The sequence below is a fragment of the Streptomyces ochraceiscleroticus genome (assembly GCF_000720485.1).
In the GTDB taxonomy this organism is placed as follows: domain Bacteria; phylum Actinomycetota; class Actinomycetes; order Streptomycetales; family Streptomycetaceae; genus Streptomyces; species Streptomyces ochraceiscleroticus.
Genome location: NZ_JOAX01000046.1, coordinates 23,391 through 42,882, shown reverse-complemented (window position 1 = coordinate 42,882; position 19,492 = coordinate 23,391). Strand labels below are relative to the sequence as shown.

Genomic DNA, 19,492 nt, shown 5'->3' with positions numbered 1-19,492 from the left:
CGCCGTGGTGTGCGGTTACGGCGATGTGGGCAAGGGCTGTGCGGAGTCGCTGCGCGGCCAGGGCGCCCGGGTGATCGTCACCGAGGTCGACCCGATCTGTGCGCTGCAGGCGGCGATGGACGGTTACCAGGTCACCACGCTGGATGAGGTGGTGGAGACGGCGGACATCTTCGTCACCACGACCGGTAACAAGGACATCATCATGGCCTCGGACATGGCCAAGATGAAGCACCAGGCGATGGACCAGACGCTGGCCCAGATCGAGCTGTTCACCAAGCCCGAGCAGTACCCGACGGATGTGTACGTGCTGCCCAAGCACCTGGACGAGAAGGTCGCCCGGCTCCACCTGGATTCCCTGGGCGTCAAGCTCACCCGGCTCCGCCCGGAGCAGGCCGCCTACATCGGCGTTGAGGTCGAGGGCCCGTACAAGCCGGACCACTACCGCTACTGATGGCCGGCGAGCGAGATCCCTGGCTGCCCGACCGGCTGCTGCGTACGGAGCGGGACGCGCTGATGCCGCTGCTGCGCGGCACGGACCAGTACGACTTCGCTGCCCGCACGGCCTGCCCGGGCTGGACCGTACGACAAGTCCTGGCCCACTGCGGGGCCGCGCTGGTCCGCATCGTCGAAGGACGGCTGGAGGGTGCCTTCACTCCTGAGGCGAACGCCGCCGATGTACGCGAGCGCGCCGACTGGACGACCTCGCAGGTCCTGGACGAGCTGGAGCGAGGTTTCACCGAAGCGGGACCGGTCATCGCCGCATCCGATGGTGACCTCGATGTCATCGCACTGGGGGAGTGGGTGCATGCCGGGGATGTACGCGATGCGCTCGGCGAGCCCGGTGCGTACGACGGCAAGGGCGCGCTGGAGGCGCTGACGATCCTGTCCGTCGTCAGCCGCGTACGCCACACACCCCGCCTGCACGCCACCCTGCACGGGCACAACGCACCACTGGTCCTCGGCAATGAGGTCGAGGGCCGGCCGGCGGCGTCCCTGGCCGCCGATGTACCGACCCTCATCCGGCTCTACGCAGGTCGCCCACTGGTCCGTACGCGCTATGAGCTGCGCGGCGCGACGGAGAGCGAGCTGGTCATCTACGGCTGACCGGCCCCTCGAGCCGTATCAACTCAAGCCGTATCGACTCACGCCGTATCGACGACCTGGAACGCCTCGGCGAGGCGTCCGGGCGGCAGACCGCCGGCCCGGGCGTGCTCGCCGAGCCAGTCGCGGAGCAGACCGGCCAGGTCGTCGAAGTGGGCGGTCTGCGAGGTGTGGATGCGCAGCGCCTCGACCTTGCGGTCGAAGACCGGGGTGACGTCGATGTACTGGTTGGGGTGCGGGCCGGTCATCAGCCAGGTCTCGGGCACGGTCCAGGGACGTAGGCCCTCGTGTTTGACCAGGGAGGGGTGGGCGAACGGGTTGCGTGCCTCCGGATAGATCGCGCGGAGCGCCGCTTCCCCCACGGACCGGTGATCGGGGTGGACGTCCGCGATGCGGGACCAGTTGATCTCGGGGCTCGGGATGATCGCCCGCGTCGGGCGGATCTCCCGGATGACCCGGCACAGGTCCCGGCGCAGCTCGACGCTCGGCTCGACCAGGCTGTCGGGATAGCCGAGGAACCGGACGTCCTGTACGCCGCTGAGCTTCGCGGAGTGCGCCTGTTCGGCGCGGCGCAGGTCGGCCATGGCCTGGCGGGGCAGCCGTTCGTCATAACCGCCCGCGCCACCGTCGGTGACGATGCAGTACGTCACGTCGGTGCCGCGTTCGATCCACTGCATGACGGTCCCGCTCACGCAGAACTCGATGTCGTCCGGGTGTGCGGCCACCACTAACAGCCGCTCGGGCGCGCCGCGTCGGTGCGGGCCGATGGGGGAGTCGCTCATGCGATCAGCGTGCGGTGAGCCGGCGCGCCGGACAAGGCCGCGGCCGTGGCCGGTTCACGCCATTGCACTTACGCGCCAACACAAGAATTGGTAGATTCAAATCATTGGGTGCATCCAGTGGTGCTGATGCCCGGCCCCGGCTCGGAGGTAGTCGTCATGTGCAGGATCTGCGGATCGTTCGCCACCAGGGCCACCGGCCAGGAGCTGGCCGCCGTCTCGGGGCGGCAGCGCCACGGCGGACCCGACGCCCACGGCGCCGCTCGCGGCCCGGGCTGGTCGCTCGGCTGCAACCGGCTCGCCGTCACCGACCCCACTGGAGGCGGTCAGCCGTACCGCCTGCCCAGCGCCCCCGGCGTCGTCGCCGTCCTCAATGGGGAGATCTACAACCACCGCCAACTGCGGGCCCGACTGCAGGCGTTGGGTCATACCTTCCCGGACGACTGCGACGGCACCGTGATTCCCGCGCTGTACGCCGAGCACGGGCCGGGCTTCGTCGAGCTGCTGGACGGCATGTTCGCCATTGCCCTCGTCGACCTGCGCCCGGACGAGCCCCGTCTGCTCCTCGCCGTCGACGACCACGGCATGAAGACGCTCTACTACCACGCCGCTGCCGACGGCGGTGTCCGCTTCGCCTCCGAGCTGCCCGCACTGCTCGCCTTTCCCCAGGTGCCGGCAGAGCACCGCGACGAGGCGCTGGACGAGTACCTCACCACCCGCACCTGCCTCGGCCAGCAGACCGCCTTGCGGGGCATCCGGACGCTGCCCCCCGGCGCGACCGCCCTGGCCACCAGGGGTGGCAGCCTGCGTGTGTACCGGAGAACACCGCACCGGAGTTCCCGTGCGCCCCTCGGCGTGAGGGAGACCCTCCGCAGGGAAGTGCGCCGTCTCGCCCAGGCCGACGTACCGGTCTGCGCCATCACCAGCGGCGGTCTCGACTCCGGGCTCGTGACGGCCCTGGCAGCGGAACACGCCAACGAGACCCAGGCGCCACCGCTGCACACCTTCCACCTGACATACCGCGGTGAGTGGCCGGGCAGTGAGCACGGTTTCGCCCGCGCCATCGCAAGGCGCAGCGGCACCGTGCACCACCAGGTCGAGGCCGACCCCGCCGAGTTCGCCGAACTGCTGCCGCGCACGGTGTGGCACCTCGGGCAGCCCAACGCCGACCCGATCACCCTCAGCACGTACGCCCTGTTCCGGGCCGTGCGCAACGAGGGCTTCACTGTGGCGCTGACCGGGGACGGGGCCGACGAGCTGTTTGCCGGGTACGACCGGATGCGGACGGCCCTGGCGGCACCGCCCGGCACTGGCTGGGTCGCCCCGTACGTCGCCTCGCTCGCCGCGGTGCCCAGTGCGCTGCGCGAGACGCTGTACACCTCCGACTACCGCGCCTTTCTGGCCGACCGAGGCACCGCCGAGCAGCGGATCGCCGGCCGGCTGGCCTCGGCGGGCGGCGACCGGCACGCCACGCTGTCCTCGTTCGAGACCTTCCAGCGGCTGCCCGCCTACCACCTCCGGCGGCTGGACCACCTCAGCATGGCCTGGGCCGTCGAGGCCCGGCTGCCCTTCCTCCAGCCCTCCATGGCCGGCCTCGCCGCCCGGCTCCCCGCCCCGCTCAAGACCGGCAAGCGAGCCCTGTACGAGGCTGCCCAAGGGCTGCTCCCGGCGGCCGTGATCCGCCGGCCCAAGCAGCCCTTCCTGCTGCCCGTCGAGGCGATGCTGGTACGCGGTACGCCCCTCATGGCGCTGGCCCAGGACGTGCTGACTGCCGGGCCGCATCTCGACGCACGCCTGTCCCCGCGCGGCTTGCGCGCACTCTTCGCCGCGCATCTGCGCCGGCCCACCGGCCCCAGTGCGATGGCCTTGTGGGCGCTGCTCGTGCATGAGCTGTGGCGGCAGGAGCTGTGCGCCCTGCGTCCTGCGCCGATCCGTGCGTCCGCCGCGCCCGTATTGGCCGGAGCCGCCGCGTGACGGCGCACCTCGCCATGGCGGAGGGCGCGCCGGGGCCCACGCTGGTCCTGGGCGCGGACGAAGTTCCCGATTACGACGAGGAGTTGGCCGAGGCTCTGTGCGAGGCGCGGAGGGTGCTGCGGGCCGGCGGGCGGGGCGAGGTACTGAAGTTCGCGCTCGTCCGGCCTTCCCGGCACCCCTTCTTCGACCTGGAGTACCGCTTCGTCCAGGGGCTGGCGGGCCGAGAGGACGGGTTCGCCTTCGACAGCGCGTGTGGTCATTCGCTGCTGGCGGCCGTGGCCGCGTGGGGGAGGGGCGGTACCGTCCGCGTGCGTACGCGCGCTCCGGGCGGTACCGGCGCGGTGGTCTGTGAGCAGGCTGCCGACGGCTCGTACACCGTGCACTTCCTGCCCGCGATGCCGCGGCCGGCGGAGCTGCTGCCCACCGGTCGCCCCCGGGACGTGCTCATCACCGCCGACGGGGTGCACAGGGTGTCGTTGGTGCGGTTCGCCAATCCGTACGTGTTCGTCGATGCCCGGGATCTCGGGCTGGAGGGGCGGTCGGCCCTGTTCGCGGCCGGGGCTGCCGATTTCGGCCGCCTGCAACGGCTCAGGGGGGCGGCCCAGTCGTTGCTGGGCCTGTCGGCCGGTGGCGCCCTGCCGAAGATCGCAGTCGTCGCTGCCGGGCGAGCAGGACGCCTCGTCGTGCGGTCACTGACCGAACCCGGCTGGCACCCCTCCTTCGCCATGACCGGGCTGACGTGCCTCGCCGCTGCCGCGGCGATCGACGGCACGGTGCCGTACCGGCTGGCCCGCGCGGCCGGTTGTCCGCCGCATGCCCTCCTCGTGGAGACCCCTGGCGGCCTCGCAACGGTCACCGCGACCGTCACCGGCGCCCCGGACTCCCGGCTGGCGCGGGTCAGCGTCCCCGGCAAACGGGTGCGCGTCCTCGAACGCCACGTCGCGCTGCCGTGGCGTACCCACGCCACGGCGTGAATCTGCCGCCGTTTTCCGCAGACCTTCCCCGTTTCCTCTGCCAGGCTCAATGAACGGTCCAGCCGATTCAGGAGAACGGGACAGGATGACTTTCGAGAACCTGCGTGTCGTGGTGACCGGCGCTTCGCGCGAATTCGGGCGATCACTTGCCGTGGGATTCGCGCACCTGGGCGCCGAAGTATTCGTTTCCGCGCGGACCGTCGAAGCGGCCGAGCGCACCCGGACGGGAGTCCTCGGTGCGGCACGCGACCGTATTCACGCATTCGGCTGCGACCTGAGCCGTCCCGCCGAAATCCGGGAATTCGCCCGGCAGGTGGGCGAACACAGCGAACGCGTCGACCTCCTGGTGAACAACGGCGCGCGCTGGCTCGACGGCGTCGAGCTCGACGACGCGTCGGACGACCAGATCGTCGAGACCATCGAATCCACCGCGGGCGGCACCGTCCTCATGGTGAAGCACTTCCTGCCGCTGCTGCGGAAATCCCACCGGCCGGACATCGTGAACATGGTGGCCGTCCGCGGGGGAGCGGGAGCCGCCAGAACCTCCGCGCACGACGCCTTCTACGCGGCGAAGAACGCTCAGGCCGGGTTCGCCGACATCCTCTCCCACCGGCTGCGCCCCTCCGGTGTACGCGTCTTCTCCCTCTATCCGCCGGACTTCTCCACGGCCGACCCGCGGTCCGTGGAATGGGCCGGACTCGGCGCCCACCCCGACGACAAACTCACCGGCCAGGCGCTCTTCGACTGCATCGTCTACGCCGTCGAGCAGCCCCGGGACTGCTTCATCCGCTCCTTCCACTTCGAGCCCCACTAGGGCCTGTCCGAAGCCTGTCCGATGGAACAGGCCCCCAGCACACCAAGGAGGTCCGCCCGTGAGCGTCCCGCTCTGGATCACCGCGACCCCGCCCGCCGCACACGGCGAGCTCCACATCGGCCACCTGGCCGGCCCCTACGTCGCGGCCGACGTGCTCAGCCGCGCTCTCCGCGCCGACGGCAGGCCCGTCCTCTTCACCACCGGCACCGCCGAGCACGGCAGCTCCGTCGAACTCCGCGCGCTGCGCACCGGCCGCAAGCCGGAAGAGGTGGCAGAGGGATACCGCCAGGCCATCTGCGCCGACCTGCTGCGCGCCGGAGTCGTCTTCGACCGCATCGTCCACCCCCGCACCGCCGACGGCTACGGAAGCTGGGTGCAGGACCTCTTCACCCGGCTCCGCAACGAGGGCGTCCTCGCGGCCCGCACCCGGCTCATGCCGTACTGCGACACCTGCGACCGCTGGCTGCACGGCGCCCACGCGAACGGCACCTGCCCCCACTGTGCGCTCCCCTGCGACGGCAATGCCTGCCCGTCCTGCGCCCGGCCCAACAGCAGCGGCGAGCTCCTGGAGCCGCGCTGCGCACTCTGCGACACCCCCGCGGCCATGCGCCGCTGCCGCCGGCTCCACCTCCCCCTGGAGTCGTTCCGTGACCAACTGGCCGACTACTGGGCGGCCGCCGAACTGCCGCCCCGCCTCGCCGCACTGTGCGAGCAGCTCATCGAGGACGGGCTGCCGGACGTCGCCGTCTGCCACCCGGGGGAGTGGGGCCTGCCCGTACCGGGAGAGGACTTCGCCGGCCATCGCATCGACGCGTGCTTCGAGGCCGCCGCGATCCCTCTCTTCGGCTACCGGCTGGACCTCAATGCCGCGCCGGAACGGGCCGTGCACTTCTGCGGCTTCGACCACGCCTTCTGCCAGACGGTGCTGCTGCCCGCCCTGATGCTCGCCCAAGGCATCAAGCTGCCCCAGGGATTCTGTGTCAACGAACCGCTGGTGCTGGACGACGACAGCATTCTGCCCGGCGAGCAGCCCGCCACCGTGTGGGCGCTGGACCTGCTGACGGAGTTCGGCTCCGACTCCCTGCGGCGGCATGTGCTGCAGACCCGCCCCGTCGGGCGTGCCGTCCACTTCAGCCGTGCGGGCCTGGAGCAGGCGCGCCAGACCCTCGACGCGACATGGAACGGCTGGCTGATCCGGCTCTTCGCCCGGATACGGCAGGACTGCGCGGGCCGCGTCCCGGATGCGGAACCCGGCGGCGCCGGCTGGCCGCGGCTGCGCGAGCTGCTGCTGCGTACCGCCGAGGACCTGGCCGTGGCGTACTCACCGGACTCGTTCGACCCGCGGCGCGCGGTCGCCCTGCTCGACGAGACCGTCCGCTCCGTCGACGACTTCGCGCACATCAACGCTCACGAACGGCGCCGTCCGACCGGCCACGGCCGCAGCATGGCCGCCACCGTGGCCCAGTTGGAGGTGGCCGGCGCGCTGTCCGCATGGGCCCGGCCGGTGATGCCCGAAGGCGCCGACCGGCTGGCGGCGGCCCTCGGCCTGCCCACCGGACGCGCGATCACCGCGGAAGCGCTCGCCGCGCCCGCCCCCGGCACCAGGCTGTCACCCCCGTCAGGCCCCGTCTTCGGGTTCTGATCCCGCTCCTCGCCACCCCACCGGCCCCGGCGCACCACCGCACCGGGGCCTTCCGTCTGCCGCGTGCGACGCCGGGTCCCGTACGGACACTGTGCTGATACGGCAGCGGCGGGGCACGTGGCCCCTCGAAGGAGACCCACGTGCCCCGCCCCGCTTCCAGGCCGCCCCGCGTCGCCATGCTCAGCGTCCACACCTCGCCCCTGCACCAGCCCGGCACCGGGGACGCCGGCGGCATGAACGTCTACATGGTGCAGTTGGCACGCGCGCTGGCCACCAAGGGCGCCGAGATCGACGTGTTCACCCGCTGCCGCGGTGAGGGCCTGCCGGCCCGTGTCCCGCTCGCCGACCAGGTGACCGTCCACCACCTCCACGCCGGCCCCTGCGGCCCGCTCGCGAAGGAGGCCCTGCCGGGCACACTGCCCGAATTCTCGCGAGACCTGCTACGAGTCGCTGAGCACTGCCGCTCGTACGACGTCGTGCACTCCCACTACTGGCTGTCCGGCCAGGTGGGCCGGGCCGTCGCAGGCCACTGGCGGATACCGCTCGTCCACACCATGCACACGCTGGGCCGGGTGAAGAACGCCTCCTTGGCCCCGGGGGACAGTGCCGAGCCCGCTGCCCGCATCCTCGGCGAGCACCAGGTCGTCGACGCCGCCGACCGGCTGATCGCGAACACGGCCGACGAGGCTGCCGCCCTCCACGACCTCTATGGTGCCGAGACCACCCGTACCGACATCGTGCGACCGGGGGTCGACACCGAGACCTTCAGCCCCGGGGCGGGCAGACAGGCCGCACGCCGCCGTCTCGGCCTGCCACCGGACGCCTTCATCCCGCTCTTCGTCGGCAGGATCCAGCCCTTGAAGGGGCCGGACGTACTGATCAGAGCCATCGCCGAACTCCTGGGCCTCGCCCCGGAGCTCCGTACGCGCCTGCTGGTCCCCGTCATCGGCGGGCTCAGCGGGAGCGGTGCACATGCGCCCGGACTTCCCGATCTGTGCCGGCACCTGGGCGTCGATGATGTCGTACGGACGGAGCCGGCGGTGCGCCAGCGGACGCTGGCCGACTGGTACCGGGCCGCCGACGTCCTGGTCGTCCCCTCGCGCAGCGAATCCTTCGGGCTGGTGGCGGTGGAGGCGCAGGCATGCGGCACACCTGTACTGGCGGCGCGGGTGGGAGGGTTGCCGACGGCAGTTCAGGACGGGCGTACCGGGCTCCTGGTCGACGGCCATCGACCGGCGGATTACGCGCGGAACTTGCTGGCTCTGGCCCGTGCTCCGCGACGTGCGCATGCGATGGGCAGGGCGGGTGTCCGGCATGCGGCGGGCATGGCATGGGAGACCGCGGCGGAGGCGACGCTCGCCACCTATGAACGGGCCGCGTGGACTGCACGTCGGGGGTGGGCAGGGGCGGCGGCATGCCCCTGCCCGGGCGGGATCCCGCCCCTGGAGGTGCTGGGTTCCCGCCGGTTCCGGGAGCGTTTGCCGAAATGACGCCGCGCTGACGAACGTACCATAAATTTGGTCAGCTCAACTATTGGGCGTATTGCGGAGAATTGAATTCCGGAAAGCGTTCCCGAGGGATCTTCGGAGAGGGGTCCGGAGAGGGATCAATTCCGCTTCCGTCGGTCGTGACGCACTCACGCCATGGCGCGGGCACGACGCCATGAACGCTGGATCGGCCAGTAGTCGAACGGGATTATTGAAGAGTCAGCCCGAGGAAATCCCGGCGGCACGGGAACGGGCGGCAAATCTCTTTCCATCTCCCTGGAGGATTCATGTTCTCGTACGCCGGAATTCGTTACGCGCTCCGTCGCTTCACCGTCGCCGCGGTCCTGTGTGCGGCGGTCGTCGTGCCCGCGACGGCCGCCTCCGCGGCGGAGCGGGGCGCGAGCTCGGCGACCTTCCTGGCGAGCGAGATCGACTGGCCGCCGGCCGTGTCCGGGTCCGGGGCCACCGTCACCACCGTGGACCCGGAGATCGACTGGCCCCCGGCCCAGCCCGCGGCCTAACGGCACTCCGGGCACTCGCCCTTGTACACCAGCTCGGCGGCGTTCATGCGCCAGCCGCTCAGGCCCTTGCGCGTCGGCGTAGGGGCCTGGACGTCTACATTGACCACTCGCCCGCACCGAGTGCACAGGGCGTGGTGGTGCGGTTCCGTCGCCGCCTCGAATACCGCCGGAAAACCTGGCCGGTCGAACTTCGTCACCAGCCCGGTGTCCAGGAAATGCTTCAGCATTTCGTAGACCGCCTGACTCGTGAGGGTGCCGAGCCGCTCGCGGGCGATCGAGGTGATCTCCTCGACGTCCAAGTGACCGCCCTCGCGCAGCACCTTGAGGACTTCCAGCCGCGGTCCCGTCACCCGGAGCCCGACATCGCGCAGCTGCTGCATCGCCGCCTCGCGCTGCTCCGGCAGTACGTCGCGCTTCATGTCTCCGCCATATGGTCGGGCCAAATATTTGACCCCATCGTACCTCCAGGCCGGTGGGGCCGCTCCAGTGCCGGTCCGGCCAACTGCGCCGGCCGAGGTTCCGGAAACGGACGTTCCTGGGCCCACGTGCTCAAGCCCAGCGGTACCCACCGTGATCCGCTGCTCGACGTACCCGCGGTCGACCGTCACCGTGATCGCGTGCTGCACACGGTCCCAGCGCCGACCTCGGCGTCCGCTAGTCCAGCCAGCCCATCCGGGTCGCTCGCACTCCGGCTTCGAAGCGGCTGCTGGCGCCGAGGGCCTGCATGACTTCCGAGAGCAGGCGGCTGACCGTGCGGAGTGAGACCCCGAGGTTGCGGGCGATCTTCTCGTCCTTCATGCCGCTGGCGAGCATGCGCAGGGCGGCGCGCTGCTGTTCGGTGAGGCCGTCGCCGCCGCGCTCGGGGTCCTCCTCCTCGCCGAAGGCGGCGGACGTGTGCCAGCAGTACTCGTACACGGCGAGGTACGACCGGACCAGCGCCGGGCCGCGCGCGAGGATCGCGCCGGCGGTGTGGTCCTCGGGGTCCGCGGGCAGCAGGGCGAACTGACTGTCGCCCAGGATCATATTCATCGGAACGACGGGGGAGAGGCGGACTTCGACGCCCACGCCCGCCTGGCGCCGGAAGAATTCCGCGAGCGCCGGTACGGAAGCGAACCGCTGGTTGTAAATGACGCGGACGCGGACGCCCTCGTCCACCATGCGTTTGTCGCGGCTGAGGGAGCGGTCGAGGGTGGCCGTGTCAATGGCGCCGGGATGCATCGAAGCGATACTGTCGTGCACCACATCGAGCACGTCTTCCACTACTTGCTGAATGCGGCGGTAGTCGGTGAGAACTTCGACTTCGACTTCGGAATTGGATACGGATCCGGCCCGTAGAAATCTTCCGGCCAGCATTTCCAGCCGACTGTACGCCTCGTCGGTCTGCTTGAGCCGTTCCCGCAAGGTGGCCTGCTCGTGCTCCAGGAGTCGCAGGAGTGCGACCTCCGGATCGATGGCCGCGACGGTGTCATCGGCCGTGTCGTGCACCCACCCGGGATTGGTGTCCAATCCGGTGGTGTGGACCGGATCCGTGGGGACCAGCAGGCCGAGCTGTTCCAGTTCGCTGCGCAGCGCGCCGGCTTCAGCCGGCTCGAGCCCTAACTCCTGGGCCACGGCGGAGAAACCCGCTGCTCCCCGAGAGCGCAATGCCTGGTAGAGATGGAACGCAAGGTCCTCGTTACTGCCACCACAACCGGATCTGGACACGTTGCGGCCATCCCCCTTAGTCCATAAGCCGCGCCCCTCAGCGACCTCGCCACATCCCTGACCGGCGGCCGCTGTCCACCGATCAAGTCGTGACCGCCGTCACCCCATCATGGGGCGGCGCGGCAAATCAAGAGCACATGCTCCGTGACACCGTCGATCCGATGGGGCGTCCGCTGGTCGACCTGCAGTCCGGCGTCGCGGATTTCCTGTGCCAACCGGTCGGTTTCCACCAGCCACTTGTGTGTCGTGAGCTTGCTGCGGTGTGTCCGGTGACCGACCGCGCGTTCGCAATAATAGGTGATCTCTTCGGTCCCCTCGGCGAGGTCGAAGGTCTGCTGCGCGACGACCCGCTCGGTCACGTCGTCGCAGCGTGGTACGTCGAACATCCAGGTGCGCCCGGGCTGTTCGGCGAGGGCGCTCATCGAGTGCTCGGGGTAGTCCAGAGCCAGGAGGCCGCCGCTGCCGAGGTGCGCGGCGACGTGGCGGAGCAGGCGTCGGCGGGTGTTCGGGGGCACTGCCGTGATCATGGCTCCGGCCAGTACCACCAGTTGGTAGTCCTGCCGGAGCCGCAGTTGGGCGAGGTCGGAACGGACCGTGGTGACCAGGGCGGAAGTACTCCTGCCCAGCCGGTCCGCCCAGTGCCGCAACCGCTTCAGGCTGGGGCCGTCCCGGTCCACCGCCGCGACGGCGAACCCGTGCCGGGCGAACGGCACGGTGAGCCGGCCCGAGCCCGATCCCAGATCGAGCACGGGACCGCCGGTCCGGCGCGCCAGGGTCAGATAGCCCACGATGTCGGCGCTGTGCGGGCCGAGCAGCGCATCGTGCAGCCACACGTCCTGCTCGTTCTGCGGCGCGACGCTCTCCAGGCCGGGCAGCCACAGCCCTCCGGTGAGCTCTCCCGTGGGCCGGGGCGGCAGATCGTCCGAGAGGTCGCACAACGCGGTACACGACGCGGTGGGGGCGGTACTGGTTCGCACGTCCATGGCTCCTCCAGGTTCCTTCGGGCGGACACTGCCGCCCGGGACGGCACCCGTGCCGCCGGTGCCGTCCCTGGAGAAAATCCTGTCGGGGAAGAGGTGTTGCGAGCTATGGAGAACGGCTGCGTGTCCACGCGATGGCGTGAACGCGCCACGGGCGCCGAGCGGTTCGACGTTTCTCACATGAGGTGCTGTCTCACACGGCGCGCGCGTACCGGAGCCGGTCCGCGGCGCTCTCCTCGGCGGGCCGGAAGCCGTGCCGGCCGAGGAAGGGAACGGCAGGGTCCTGCGCGGCGAGCAGGGACACCCGCTGCTGCCGCGCCGCGTTCCGGAGCTGCTGCTCTGTGACGGCGGTGAGCAGGGACGTGCCCACGCCCCGACGGCGATGTGCCTCGCTCACGCACAGCGCATACAACTCGCCCGAGCCCGCCTCGGCGATGCCGCCGGCAGCCGCGCCGATGACCGTGCCGTCCGCCGCGGTGGCGACGAGCCAGCCCAGCCAGCCGGGCCCGCTTCCGGGCGCGCCGATTTCCGTGCGAATTCGGGTCAGCGAACACTGCTGACTGACCAAGCGCTCGACGGCGGATTTACCCAGCAGGTCCAGATAGCTATTACGGAGTGATTCGGCGACAATGTGGGACACCGCGGGGGTGTCCGCCTCGACCGCCAACCGCACGTCCACCTGGCCCATGGAGCCTCATCCCTCCCGCGGGCACAGTCGCCCCACTGCGGTCCACCATAGACCTCAAGTCGCTTATGGAATCAGCCTTCCCGGGAATTTCGCAAGACTGCAATCATTCCGCGGAAATATCTGTTGGCTGCTTCGTTGTGGAGCCCGTGAATTACGAATGTACGTAGTAAATAAGTAGACCGGGATGGCGCCTACAGCGCACAGCACGTCACCAGGAGCGGAACCGCGGCGAGGCAGTACGCCAGCATGGTGAGCGCGCCATGCGCTGCCGCCCGGCGCGGTCGTTCGGTGGTCAGCAGGCGCCGGACCCGTACGACGGTGGAGGAGCCGCTCAGCGAGAGCGTGCCCCGGTCCACCTGGCCGGCCGCCATCTCGTACAGGGCCGCCGCCAGCGCCTGCCGGGACCCGTGCCGCAGAGCGCGGTCGTCCGCCGCCATTTCGAGCAACAGCGGTACTTCGCGGCGGAGGTGGCGGCCGAGGGGGAGCCACCGGAAGGACGTACCAAATGCATGCGCGGCGGCGCTGAGCCAGTGGTGGCGGCCACGGAGATGTGCCCGTTCGTGCGCCAGCGCCACGTCCAGCTGCCGCCGGCTCAGCGTACGGACAGCGCCCGAACTGACGACGATCTGCGGCGAACGGCCGGGCAGGCAGTACACGGTCGGCACCGCATGCTCGATGACCACCGCGCCCAGCGGCGCGGAACGTCGCCCCACCAGCCGCAGCAGATCGGCGTGGCGCATCCGGGCCCGCCGGGTCCTGCGGTGTTCCCTGGCCAGGGCCTGTACGGGCCAGAGTGCCGCCGCGGCCAGCGAGGCACCCAGCAGGAGATAGAGCCGGCCGTTGGGCTGCGCCGCGTCGTCCTCCGCGGTCGTGCAGGCCACGATCAGGGCCATCGTGTCGTGGGCCCCGGCGAGCGGCAGCAGGAGCTGCGCCAGGCCCAGCCCCACCGCGGCCGTCATGAGGACGGCCAGGGTGAGCCAGCCGGCGATCGCCAGGCGCGGGGCGTGCGGGGCCCAGCGGGCGCGGGCCAGGAGACCGGGCGCGAGCAGGGCACTGCCCAGGGCGATCCCCAGCGGCAGTACCAGGTGATGGAACATCGGCTAGTCCGGCTGCCGAGTGGAGCGGAGCGCGGCGTTCAGCGCTTCGACGTCCTCCGGGGACATGCACTCGACGAAGTGCAGCAGTGCCGTACGCCGGTCCTCGGTGTGGCCCAGCGCTTCCTGCATGAGGGCCGCGGTGTACTCCTCGCGGCTGTGCGCCGGTTCGTACACCCATGCCCGGCCGTTCTTCTGCCGACGGAGCAGGCCCTTGCGGTGGAGTATGTCCGCGACAGTCATGACGGTGGTGTAAGCGACGGTCCGCGTGCGGTTGATGTCGTCCACCACGTCGCGCACGGTGGCGGGCCGGTCCCATCGCCAGAGCCGGTCCATGATCTCGGCTTCCAGTTCCCCCAGCCGGCGCACGCTGTCCCCCTTCTGCGGCACGACGCCGCCACATGGCCGTGCCACATCGTACGACGGTTGCGCGCGTCATGACCGTACGAGACGGGCAATGGCCGCCGATGCCTCGGTGACCTTCTCCCGCGCCTCGCCGCCGCCCTTGCCGATCGCCTCGGTGACGCAGCAGTTGAGGTGTTCGTCGAGGAGGGCGAGTGCGCAGGACTGCAGGGCGGCGTTGGTCGCGGACACCTGTGTCAGTACGTTGATGCAGTAGGTGTCCTCGGACACCATGCGCTGGAGCCCCCGCACCTGGCCCTCGACGCGGCGCAGCCGGCGCAGGATGTCGTCCTTGTGGTTCTGGTAACCGGTCACTGACGCCTCATCTCATCTGAACGTGCCGGATCTTCTGGTCGTACCAGGCATGACGTCTGGAGCGGAGGAGGGGCCGGAGGGGGAAGTCTCCGGCCCCTCCTCGGTCGCGCGTCAGGAGTGGGGGGTGAAGCCGCGCAGGCGGAGGGAGTTGCCGACCACGAAGACCGAGGAGAAGGCCATGGCGGCCCCCGCGATCATCGGGTTGAGCAGGCCGGCGGCGGCCAGCGGCAGGGCGGCCACGTTGTAGGCGAAGGCCCAGAAGAGGTTCGAGCGGATGGTGCCGAGCGTCTTGCGGGAGAGCCGGATGGCGTCGGCCGCGGCGCGCAGGTCACCGCGTACGAGGGTGAGGTCGCCGGCCTCGATCGCCGCGTCCGTACCCGTGCCCATGGCCAGGCCCAGGTCGGCCTGGGCCAGGGCGGCGGCGTCGTTGACACCGTCGCCGACCATGGCGACGCTGCGGCCCTCGCCCTGGAGGCGCTTGACGACGTTGACCTTGTCCTCCGGCATGACCTCGGCGATCACCTCGTCGATGCCGACCTCCGCGGCGACCGACTTGGCGACCGCCTCGTTGTCGCCGGTGAGGAGGATGGGGGTGAGGCCGAGGGCGCGCAGCCGGCGGATGGCCTCCGGGCTGGTCTCCTTCACGGCATCGGCCACCTCCAGTACTGCGCGGGCCTCGCCGTCCCAGGCCACCGCGATGGCGGTACGGCCGCGGGCCTCGGCTTCGTTCTTGGCGCGGCCGAGTTCGGCGGGCAGTTCGATGGCCCACTCGGCGAGCAGCTTCTCGCGGCCGACGAGTACGGCGTGGCCGTCGACAACGCCCTGGACACCGAGGCCGGCGATGTTGGCGAAGTCCTCGGGGGTGGGCAGGGTGCCCACCTTGGCGCTCGCACCGGCGGCGACAGCCTGGGCGATGGGGTGCTCGGAGGCGTGCTCCAGCGCGCCGGCGAGGCGCAGTACGTCGGTCTCGTCGGTGTCGGGTGCGGTGTGCACGGCCAGCAGGGTCATCTGACCGGTGGTGACGGTGCCGGTCTTGTCCAGGACGATGGTGTCGACCTTGCGGGTGGTCTCCAGGACCTCGGGGCCCTTGATGAGGATGCCGAGCTGGGCGCCGCGGCCCGTGCCGACCATCAGTGCGGTCGGGGTGGCCAGGCCCAGGGCGCAGGGGCAGGCGATGATCAGTACGGCGACGGCGGCGGTGAATGCGGCGGTCAGGCCCGCGCCGTTGCCCAGCCAGAAGCCGAGGGTGGCCAGCGCGAGGGCGATCACGATCGGTACGAAGACGGCGGAGATCTTGTCGGCGAGGCGCTGGGCGGCGGCCTTGCCGTTCTGCGCGTCCTCCACCAGCTTCGCCATCCGGGCGAGCTGGGTGTCGGCGCCGACGCGGGTGGCTTCGACGACGAGGCGGCCGCCCGCGTTGAGGGTGGCGCCGGTGACGGAGTCGCCCACGGAGACCTCGACGGGGACGGACTCGCCGGTCAGCATCGAGGCGTCCACGGCGGACGACCCCTCGACTACCGTGCCGTCCGTGGCGATCTTCTCGCCGGGGCGGACCAGGAAGCGGTCGCCGACCTGCAACTCGGCGGTGGCGACGGTCACTTCGCGCCCGTCGCGCAGTACGGTGACCTCCTTGGCGCCCAGTTCGAGCAACGCCTTCAGGGCGGCGCCCGCCTTCCGCTTGGAGCGGGCCTCGAAGTAGCGCCCGGCCAGGATGAAGGCGGTGACGCCGGCCGCGGCCTCCAGGTAGATGTTCCCCGCGCCGTCGGTGCGGGCGATGGTCAGCTCGAAGGGGTGCGTCATGCCGGGCGTGCCGGCCGTACCGAAGAACAGCGCCCACAGCGACCACAGGAACGCGGCCGTCGTACCGACCGAGATCAGCGTGTCCATCGTGGCCGCGCCGTGCTTGGCGTTGGTCCAGGCAGCGCGGTGGAAGGGCCAGGCGGCGTACGTGACGACGGGTGCCGCCAGCGTCAGCGAGAGCCACTGCCAGTACTCGATCTGCAGCGCCGGGACCATGGCCATGGCGATCACCGGCACGGCGAGCGCCACGGCGGTGATCAGGCGCTGGCGCAGGGGCCGCAGCTCATCGGGTTCCTCGGTGGGCTCCCCGGATTCCGCCGCGCTCTGCGCGCGCGGCGGGGCCGGCTCCTGGGCGGTGTAGCCGGTTGCCTCGACGGTGGCGATGAGGTCGCCGACGGAGACGTCCGTGCCCCGGTAGCTGACCTTTGCCTTCTCCGTGGCGTAGTTGACGGTGGCCTCGACCCCGTCCATGCGGTTGAGCTTCTTCTCGATACGGGCCGCGCACGAGGCGCACGTCATGCCACCGATGGCGAGCTCGACCTCGTGGGATTCCGCGGTGGTAGTCATTACTGCTCCTCGAATGCGTCAGGTCCTTGAATGCGTCAGGCCACCGTGCTTGCGTCAGGCCGCCGGGCCGTTGCGTCAGGCTGCCGGGCCCGCGCGGTCGCGGGCCCGGCGACGGTGGCGGCGGGTCAGGCGGTCCGGCCGGTCAGTTCGTATCCGGCCTCGTCGACGACCTCGGCGATCTTCGCGTCGTCGAGCTCGTCCGCGCTCACGACGCTCGCGGTGCCGGCCTCGACGTCGACCTCGACGCTCAGCACGCCGTCGATCTCGCCGATCGCCTTGGTGAGCGTCGCCTTGCAGTGGCCGCAGGTCATTCCGGCGATCGCGTAGACCGTGGTCCGGCTGTCGGCGACGGCGGTCGTGGTGCTCTGCGCGCCGTTGGTCTGGCAGCTGCCGTCGGGCGTACAGCAGTTGGACATGGTTCCTCCTGGGAAGCGATCGGACTTTGGATGCACCTGCCGGGCCTCGGATACCCTAGGGGGGTACCGGTTGCGGCCCTGCTATGTATACCCCCACCCGGTATCGATGGCAAGCCTTTGATCGCGGGCTTGCATATACCCCGGCGGGGTATATGCTCCGTGGCTACGTACGGCCCTGCCGTGCGCCCCAGCCGCTCGAATGCGGTGACCGACGATTCGAGGATTCGAGGAGAACCCGATGAACACCCCAGCGAAGATCACCGCCTTCGTCGCCGCGCTCGCCGCCTCCTTCGGGGCCGCGTACGGGGTGGGCAACGCCGTCACCCCCATCACGGCACCCGAGCCCGCCGCGCACGCGGGCAAGCACGGCGGTGACGCGTCCGGGGGCGGTGGTGATCATCAGGAGGGCGGTGGTCACGACATGCCGCCCGGTGGCCTGCAGATCTCCCAGAGCGGCTACTCGCTCGACCTCAAGACCCCCAGCGTCCCCGCGGGGGAGGAGTCCACGATCCGCTTCGCCGTCCGCGACAAGCCCGGCCGGCAGGTCACCGCGTACCAGCGCGAGCACGGCAAGGAGCTGCACCTGATCCTCGCCTCGCGGGACCTCGGCACCTACCGGCACCTGCACCCCACCCGCGCGGCCGACGGCACCTGGAGCACGGACACCGAACTCCCGAAGGCCGGCGGCTACCGCCTCTTCGCCGACTTCAAGCCCGCCGCCAAGGGTGCCGAGAACCTCACACTGGGCGCCGATCTGGCCGTCACCGGCAACTACCGCCCGGCCGCACTCCCTGCGCCCTCCCGGACGGCGAAGGTCGACGGGTACACCGTCACCCTCGACGGGCGCCTGCGCCCGGGCGCGGAGGACGAGCTGAAGCTGAAGGTCACCAAGGACGGCCGCCCGGTCACCGACCTCCAGCCCTACCTCGGCGCCTACGGCCACCTGGTCGCCCTGCGCTCCGGCGACCTGGCCTACCTCCACGTCCACCCCAATGGCGCCCCCGGTGACGGGAAGACGAAGCCCGGCCCGGAGACCTCCTTCACCGCCACGGCCCCGAGCCCCGGCTCCTACCGCCTCTTCCTCGACTTCCAGCACCAGGGCACGGTCCGCACCGCGGCCTTCACGGTGCGTGCCGGCGGGGCGGCGGATGACACGACGGCCAAGGAGGACACGAAGCAGGAGCCGGATTCGGAGTCGCACGGCAGCCACCAGCACTGACCACTGAGCCGCCGCGCCTCGGCCTTGTCTTGCCGAGCCCCACCGAGGCGCGGCGCGCCCACCCGCACAGGACAGACACCAGACACATGAGACGGCCCCTCAAGCGCTACCTGACCACAGCGGCGCTCCTCCCCCTCACACTCGCCGCCTGCTCGAACACGCCATCCGAGGGCGGCCGGCACTCTGACTCGGACCCGCACTCGCACGCGGCACCGGCCGACAACGGCATCAGTCACATCCACGGCATCGGCGTCGACCCGCACACCGACACGCTCTATGTAGCCACCCACGAAGGCGTGTTCACGCCGGGAAAGAACGGCACGCCGCAACGCGTCGGCACCAGCAGGGACGACTTCATGGGCTTCACCGTGTCCGGTGACCACACATTCCTCGCCAGCGGTCACCCCGCCCCGGGCTCCGATGCCCCCGCCAACCGCGGCCTGCTCCAGAGCACTGATGCCGGAAAGACCTGGAAGGAACGCTCGCTCGGCGGCGAGGTGGACTTCCACGCCCTGGACTACGCCCACGGCGCGATCTACGGCTACGACAGCACTCACGGCCTGCTCCGCACGAGCAAGGACGGCGTCCACTGGAAGAACGGTGCCGAACTCCAGGCGCTGGACATAGCGGTGAGCCCGCGCAACGCAGACGTCGTTCTGGCCACCACGGAGGACGGCGTCGCCAAGAGCACCGATGGCGGCAGGACGTTCTCGTCGGGACACGGTCCGGTCATGGCCTTTCTGTCCTGGACTGCCGCTGACGCGCTGTACGGCGTCGACACAACGGGTCGGCTGAGCCGCAGCACGGACGCCGGAAAGACCTGGCGCCCGACCGGCCGAGTCCCCGGCGGTGCCCCGCAAGCGCTCACCGCGGTCGACGCCCGCCGCGTACTGGCCGCCACTCAGGACGGTGTGTACGAGTCCAAGGACAGCGGCAAGACCTTCACCCGGCGCATGTCGGCGGACCGGACGGGCCACTGAGAGCAACACCCGGCAGCGTCGACAGTGACAGTTCA

General features: G+C 70.7%; 20 protein-coding genes. 10 read left to right on the top strand and 10 right to left on the bottom strand.

Going from position 1 to position 19,492, the window contains the following annotated elements; all coding sequences use genetic code 11:
• Positions 1-451, top strand: a 451-nt coding sequence (locus tag IG84_RS0135700) for an adenosylhomocysteinase (RefSeq protein WP_037801336.1), incomplete at its 5' end; no start/stop codon positions are given.
• Complete coding sequence (locus tag IG84_RS0135695; protein WP_031067118.1) at positions 451-1,104, top strand: maleylpyruvate isomerase family mycothiol-dependent enzyme; 654 nt, start codon at positions 451-453, stop codon at positions 1,102-1,104. The genes IG84_RS0135700 and IG84_RS0135695, both read left to right, overlap by 1 nt.
• A 38-nt stretch (positions 1,105-1,142) precedes the next feature.
• Here the strand turns inward: IG84_RS0135695 and IG84_RS0135690 are convergent, their stop codons facing one another.
• Positions 1,143-1,883, bottom strand: coding sequence for a PIG-L deacetylase family protein (locus IG84_RS0135690; RefSeq protein ID WP_031067114.1), 741 nt, complete (start codon positions 1,881-1,883; stop codon positions 1,143-1,145).
• Positions 1,884-2,039: 156 nt separating this feature from the next.
• Here IG84_RS0135690 and asnB point away from each other — a divergent pair, with 156 nt between their 5' ends.
• The 6 genes from asnB to IG84_RS0135660 all read left to right on the top strand — a co-directional run bounded on the left by asnB (position 2,040) and on the right by IG84_RS0135660 (position 9,292).
• Positions 2,040-3,854 carry an asparagine synthase (glutamine-hydrolyzing) gene (gene asnB / locus IG84_RS0135685; protein ID WP_031067112.1) on the top strand — a complete coding sequence of 605 codons (1,815 nt, stop codon included), beginning with the start codon at positions 2,040-2,042 and terminating at the stop codon, positions 3,852-3,854.
• On the top strand, positions 3,851-4,828 hold the full coding sequence (locus IG84_RS0135680) for a PrpF domain-containing protein (protein ID WP_051862829.1): 978 nt from the start codon (positions 3,851-3,853) through the stop codon (positions 4,826-4,828). Before asnB ends, IG84_RS0135680 begins: the two co-directional genes overlap by 4 nt.
• A gap of 85 nt (positions 4,829-4,913) precedes the next feature.
• Positions 4,914-5,642, top strand: coding sequence for an SDR family oxidoreductase (locus tag IG84_RS0135675; protein ID WP_031067105.1), 729 nt, complete (start codon positions 4,914-4,916; stop codon positions 5,640-5,642).
• A gap of 58 nt (positions 5,643-5,700) precedes the next feature.
• Positions 5,701-7,284, top strand: a complete 1,584-nt coding sequence (locus tag IG84_RS0135670) for a class I tRNA ligase family protein (RefSeq protein ID WP_031067103.1) — start codon at positions 5,701-5,703, stop codon at positions 7,282-7,284.
• Positions 7,285-7,424: 140 nt separating this feature from the next.
• Positions 7,425-8,774, top strand: coding sequence for a D-inositol-3-phosphate glycosyltransferase (gene mshA, locus IG84_RS0135665; protein WP_063761919.1), 1,350 nt, complete (start codon positions 7,425-7,427; stop codon positions 8,772-8,774).
• Between the two features lie 284 nt (positions 8,775-9,058).
• Complete coding sequence (locus IG84_RS0135660; RefSeq protein ID WP_031067096.1) at positions 9,059-9,292, top strand: hypothetical protein; 234 nt, start codon at positions 9,059-9,061, stop codon at positions 9,290-9,292.
• Here IG84_RS0135660 and IG84_RS0135655 read toward each other — a convergent pair.
• The 9 genes from IG84_RS0135655 to IG84_RS0135615 all read right to left on the bottom strand — a co-directional run bounded on the left by IG84_RS0135655 (position 9,289) and on the right by IG84_RS0135615 (position 17,258).
• A complete protein-coding gene (locus tag IG84_RS0135655; RefSeq protein ID WP_078649849.1) occupies positions 9,289-9,711 on the bottom strand; it encodes a Fur family transcriptional regulator in 423 nt (140 codons plus the stop codon). The two genes, IG84_RS0135660 and IG84_RS0135655, sit on opposite strands and share 4 nt — an antisense overlap.
• A gap of 235 nt (positions 9,712-9,946) precedes the next feature.
• Complete coding sequence (locus IG84_RS0135650) at positions 9,947-10,903, bottom strand: helix-turn-helix transcriptional regulator (protein ID WP_245659717.1); 957 nt, start codon at positions 10,901-10,903, stop codon at positions 9,947-9,949.
• A gap of 200 nt (positions 10,904-11,103) precedes the next feature.
• Complete coding sequence (locus IG84_RS39175) at positions 11,104-11,973, bottom strand: class I SAM-dependent methyltransferase (RefSeq protein ID WP_157849005.1); 870 nt, start codon at positions 11,971-11,973, stop codon at positions 11,104-11,106.
• A gap of 196 nt (positions 11,974-12,169) precedes the next feature.
• Positions 12,170-12,664 carry a GNAT family N-acetyltransferase gene (locus IG84_RS0135640; RefSeq protein ID WP_051862828.1) on the bottom strand — a complete coding sequence of 165 codons (495 nt, stop codon included), beginning with the start codon at positions 12,662-12,664 and terminating at the stop codon, positions 12,170-12,172.
• Positions 12,665-12,855: 191 nt separating this feature from the next.
• Positions 12,856-13,761: a M56 family metallopeptidase gene (locus IG84_RS0135635; RefSeq protein WP_051862827.1), complete on the bottom strand. Its 906-nt coding sequence runs from the start codon at positions 13,759-13,761 to the stop codon at positions 12,856-12,858.
• A 3-nt stretch (positions 13,762-13,764) separates the two neighbouring features.
• Positions 13,765-14,127, bottom strand: a complete 363-nt coding sequence (locus tag IG84_RS0135630; protein ID WP_031067081.1) for a BlaI/MecI/CopY family transcriptional regulator — start codon at positions 14,125-14,127, stop codon at positions 13,765-13,767.
• A gap of 66 nt (positions 14,128-14,193) precedes the next feature.
• A complete protein-coding gene (locus IG84_RS0135625; protein WP_031067077.1) occupies positions 14,194-14,475 on the bottom strand; it encodes a metal-sensitive transcriptional regulator in 282 nt (93 codons plus the stop codon).
• Between the two features lie 111 nt (positions 14,476-14,586).
• Positions 14,587-16,842: a heavy metal translocating P-type ATPase gene (locus tag IG84_RS0135620; RefSeq protein WP_031067074.1), complete on the bottom strand. Its 2,256-nt coding sequence runs from the start codon at positions 16,840-16,842 to the stop codon at positions 14,587-14,589.
• Between the two features lie 125 nt (positions 16,843-16,967).
• Complete coding sequence (locus IG84_RS0135615) at positions 16,968-17,258, bottom strand: heavy-metal-associated domain-containing protein (RefSeq protein ID WP_031067072.1); 291 nt, start codon at positions 17,256-17,258, stop codon at positions 16,968-16,970.
• A gap of 238 nt (positions 17,259-17,496) precedes the next feature.
• Here IG84_RS0135615 and IG84_RS0135610 point away from each other — a divergent pair, with 238 nt between their 5' ends.
• Both IG84_RS0135610 and IG84_RS0135605 read left to right on the top strand, forming a co-directional pair.
• The gene (locus IG84_RS0135610) at positions 17,497-18,477 is read left to right on the top strand and encodes a hypothetical protein (RefSeq protein WP_031067068.1); all 981 of its coding nucleotides are present in this window, start codon (positions 17,497-17,499) and stop codon (positions 18,475-18,477) included.
• 86 nt (positions 18,478-18,563) lie between these two features.
• Positions 18,564-19,457, top strand: coding sequence for a F510_1955 family glycosylhydrolase (locus tag IG84_RS0135605; protein WP_031067065.1), 894 nt, complete (start codon positions 18,564-18,566; stop codon positions 19,455-19,457).
• Positions 19,458-19,492 lie beyond the last annotated feature (35 nt).